The sequence below is a fragment of the Actinosynnema sp. NPDC059797 genome (assembly GCF_042732085.1).
GTDB lineage: Bacteria > Actinomycetota > Actinomycetes > Mycobacteriales > Pseudonocardiaceae > Actinosynnema.
Map to the genome: position 1 here is coordinate 1 of NZ_JBHWIE010000491.1, position 4,368 is coordinate 4,368.

At 76.9% G+C, this 4,368-nt stretch carries 1 protein-coding gene; it reads right to left on the minus strand.

Annotation, left to right across the window (positions count from 1 at the left end; genetic code table 11):
- Window positions 1-56: 56 nt before the first annotated feature.
- Window positions 57-4,364: a type I polyketide synthase gene (locus ACFV4N_RS40380; protein WP_499677972.1), complete on the minus strand. Its 4,308-nt coding sequence runs from the start codon at window positions 4,362-4,364 to the stop codon at window positions 57-59.
- Between the last annotated feature and the right edge of the window lie 4 nt (window positions 4,365-4,368).

A 4,368-nucleotide genomic window follows, 5' to 3' on the forward strand; every position in this document is an offset into this window, starting at 1 on the left:
GTTCTGACCAGCGGGGTTCTGACCAGCGGGGTCCTGCCCAGCGGGGTCCTGCTCGGTCACGTCCGGCTCCTCACCTGTCCGAGCGCCTGCCTGCGCCGGGCGCCGCGTGCCTGCCTGTCGTCCTGCTCGCGGCCGTCGCGCGCGTCGCCCTCGCCGCCGACGAGCCGGGCCAGCGCCCGCACCGTGGGCGCCTCGTAGAGCGCGTGCGGCGCGAGGTCCGCGCCCGGGAAGGCGGCCCGGACGCGGGTCACCACGTCCACGCCGACCAGCGAGTTGCCGCCGAGTTCGAAGAAGTTGTCGCGGACGCCGATCTCGGCCACGCCGAGCGCGTCCGCCCAGATGTCCGCGACGGTCCGCTCGACGGGCGTGCCCGGCGCCACGAACGTCGTGGTGAGGTCGGGGCGCGGGTGGCGCTCGGCCGGCCCCTGGCGGCGCACCGCCTCGGTGGTGAACAGGCCGCCGAGGTCCGCCACCGCGCGGAAGTCCTGGGTGGACACCACGACCTGCGGCAGCCCGGTGGCCAGCGCCGCGGTCAGCGCCGCCCACCCCTCGTCGAAGTCGATGCCGAAGCGCTCCCTGGTGACGCGGAAGAACTCCCGCACCCGGGCGTCGTACCCGGCGAGGCCCACGTCCCAGGCGTTCCACCGCCACTCTCCCCAGTCGACCGCCACCACGCGCCGCCCGTCGTCGGCGGCGCGGTGGGCCCAGGCGTCGAGGAAGGCGTTGGCGGCGCAGTAGTCCACCTGGCCGGGGCCGCCGCCGGTGAGCGAGGTGATGGAGGAGAACAGCACCACGAACTCGACCGGGTCGTCCCGGAGGGCGCGCTCCAGCGCCCGCGTGCCCGCGACCTTGGGGCGCAGCACCCGGTCGGCGGCCTCGCGCTGCTTGAACGGCAGCAGCCCCAGACCGGGCACGCCCGCGGCGTGCAGGACGCCGGTGATCGGCCCGAACCGCTCCCGCGCCGTCGCCAGCGCGGCGCGCACCTCCTCCTCGTCACCGACGTCGGTGGCGAGGACCAGCACCTCCGCACCGGTCGCCTCGATCCGCCGGACGCCCTCGACGCGACGGCGCACGTCGGCGTCGAGCTGGTCGTCCGCGAGCAGCGCGGGCCAGTCCGCGCGCCGGGGCAGACCGGTGCGGCCGAGCAGGACGACCCTGGCGCGGGCGGCCCGCGCGAGCCGTTCGGCCATGGCCAGCCCGATGCCGCCGAGACCGCCGGTCACCACGTAGACGCCACCGTCGCGGACCGGTGACGGCGGCGCGGGTGGCGCGGGGACCGGCTCGTAGGCGGGCACCCAGCGCCTGCCGGCGCGCAGCGCCACCGCCCGGTCCTCCGGTTCGGCCGCGAGTTCGGCGAGCAGGCCGGCGGGCGGGGTGCGGTCGTCGGGCAGCACCACGTCGATCAGCCGGCAGGCCGTGGTCGGGGACTCCAGCGGCACGACCCGGCAGGGCCCGACGACGGCGGCCTGCTCGGGCAGCAGCGGCTCGTCGCCGAGGACCCGTTGCGTGCCGCGGGTGACCACGTCGACGCGGACCTCGCCGGTGCCCAGGTCCTGGAGCGCCTGGGCGAGGGCGACGACGCTGTGGAAACCGCGGTCGAGGACCTGCTCCGCCGGGGCGCCGGGGTCGGTGTCCAGGGTGAGCAGGTGCAGCAGGCGGCGTGGCCGCCGGTCGGCCTCCCACAGCCGCGCCAGGACCGCCTTGAGGTCGGCGCGGCTGTCCGGCCGGGCGGTGTGCGAGCCGTCGTCGAGCACGGCGAACCCGTCACCGGGCCGCACCCGGATCACCTCGCCGCCGGAGCGACCCACCTCCTCGGCCACGGCGTCGGCCACCGCCTCGCCCGCGGGCCCGCCGACCAGCGCGAGCCACGGCGCACCGCCACCGGCGGCCGGCGCGGGCGGAGCGGTCTGCCGCCACGCGGGCAGGTACAGCCAGCGGTCCGGGTCTTCGCGGCTCAGGGCGCTCAGCGCCTTCCCGGCGCCGCCCTGCGCCGCCGGTTCGGTGGGCGCCAGCCAGTAGAGGCGGCGCTGGAACGGGTAGGTGGGCAGCGGCACCCGGCGGCGGCGCTCGCCCGCGTGCAGGCCGGCCCAGTCCACCGGCACCCCGGCCAGCCACAACCGGGCCACGGCGGTCAGCACCGACCGCTGCCGGTCCCCGCCGTCCTCCGCCAGGGTCGGCACGGCCCCGGCGAGCCGACCGGCGCCCACCCGCACGGCGATCCTGCTCGACCCGCGCGTGACGGCGTCCACCAGGTCCACCGGCTCCGCGCCCGGCTCACGCCCCCAGTCCTCGGGGGACGCCGACGCCCACTCGCCGGTCGTGCCCGACACGTACGGGATCGTCGGCACGGCCGGGTCCAGGTTCGCCCGCGCCCACTCCGCCAGCTCGGACGGGGCCAGGCGGGCGCGTTCGACCGCCAGCCGCACCGCCTCCGGCAGCGTCAGCGCGCCGGACAGGCACGCGGCCACGCACTCGCCCGCGCCGTGGCCGGCCAGCGCGTCCGGCCGGAGGCCCCAGCTCGTCAGCAGCCGCGCCAGCGCGTACCCGGTGGTGAACGCCTCGGCCGCGGGGCCCCGGTCCGGCAGCGCCCGGCACTCGTCGACGGCCGCGCGGAACACCGGCTCCCGCTCGTACAGGTCCTCCGCGTCGGCGGCGGCGTCCGGGAACACGAAGGCCACCGGCCGGTCCACCTCGAACTCGACGTCCGCGGTGGACAAGACCTCCCCGGCGCGCAGGGCGGCGACCGCCTCGGCGGTGTCGGCGGCCACCACGGCGCGGCGGTGCTCGAACTCGCGCCGCCCCACCTGGAGCGTGTAGGCGGCGTCGGCCAACGCCACCCCGTCGTCGGCGAGGACGTCGGCCACGGAGGCGACCAGCTCGTCCACGGCGGCGTCGGCGCGGCCCGAGAACACCAGCAGCTGGTGCGGCCTGCCCGGCGGGTCGGCGGGCGGCGGGGGCGGTGGCTCCTCCACCACCACGTGCGCGTTGGTGCCGCCGAGCCCGAGCGAGTTCAGCCCGGCGCGGCGCGGCCCGTCGCGGTCCGGCCACTCCCGCAGCTCGGTGTTGACGTAGAACGGGCCCGCCGAGAAGTCGATCTCGGGGTTGGGCCGCTCGAAGTGCAGGCTGGGCGGGATCACCCCGTGCCGCACCGACAGCGCGGCCTTGATCAGGCCGGCCACCCCGGCGGCGTGGTCCAGGTGACCGACGTTGGTCTTCGCCGACCCCAGCGCGCACGTGCCCGGCCGACCGGGTCCGAACACCGCGTTCAGCGCGGCGACCTCGATCGGGTCGCCCAGCTCGGTCGCGGTGCCGTGCGCCTCCACGCAGCCGATGTCCTCCGGCGACAGCCCGGCGTCGGCCAGCGCCCGCCGGATCACGGCGACCTGGCCGCCGACGCTGGGCGCGGTGAAGCCGACCTTGACCGAGCCGTCGTTGTTCACCGCCGAGCCCCGGATCACCGCGACCACGTCGTCCCCGTCGGCCACCGCGTCGGACAGCCGCTTGAGCGCGACCACGGCGGAGCCGTCGCCGAACATGCTGCCGGCCGCCCGCGCGTCGAAGCTGCGCACGTGCCCGTCCGGGCTGCCCATGCCGCCCTCCTGGTACAGGTGCCCGACCCGGTCGGGCACGCGCACCGTGACGCCGCCCGCGAGCGCCACGTCGCTCTCCCCGGTGCGCAGGCTCTGGCACGCGAGGTGGACCGCGACCAGGGAGGTGGAGCAGAAGGTCTGCACCGCGATGCTCGGGCCGCGCAGGCCGAGCTTGTAGGACACCATCGTGGTCAGGGCGTCCTTGTCGCCGCCGATGATCGCCTGGTACTCGTTGATGGAGCTGAACAGCTCCCGGTCGGAGCTGATCCGGTGCCAGTAGGTGCTGATGCTCGCCCCGCCGAACACCCCGATCAGCCCGTCGTAGCGCGCCGACGCGTAGCCCGCCACCTCCAGCGCCTCCCAGCAGCACTCCAGGAACAGCCGGTGCTGCGGGTCGGCCAGCTCGGCCTCGCGCGGGCTGTAGCCGAAGAACGCGGCGTCGAACTCCTCCACGCCGTCGACCGGCGCGGCCACGCGGACGTAGCGGGGGTCGGCCCGCAGGACCGGGTCCACCCCGGCGGCGTCCAGCTCGTCGTCGGTCAGCCGGCGGATCGACTCGACGCCGTCGAGCACGTTGCGCCACAGCCGGGCCACGTCGGGGGCGCCGGGGAAGCGCCCGGCCATGCCGATGACGGCGATCGCCGTCCCCTGGTCGACGAGGTCCCGCCCGGCGTCCCGACCCGCCTCCTGACCAGCGGGATCCTGACCAGCGGGGTTCTGACCAGCGGGGTTCTGACCAGCGGGGTCCTGCCCAGCGGGGTCCTGCTCGGTCACGTCC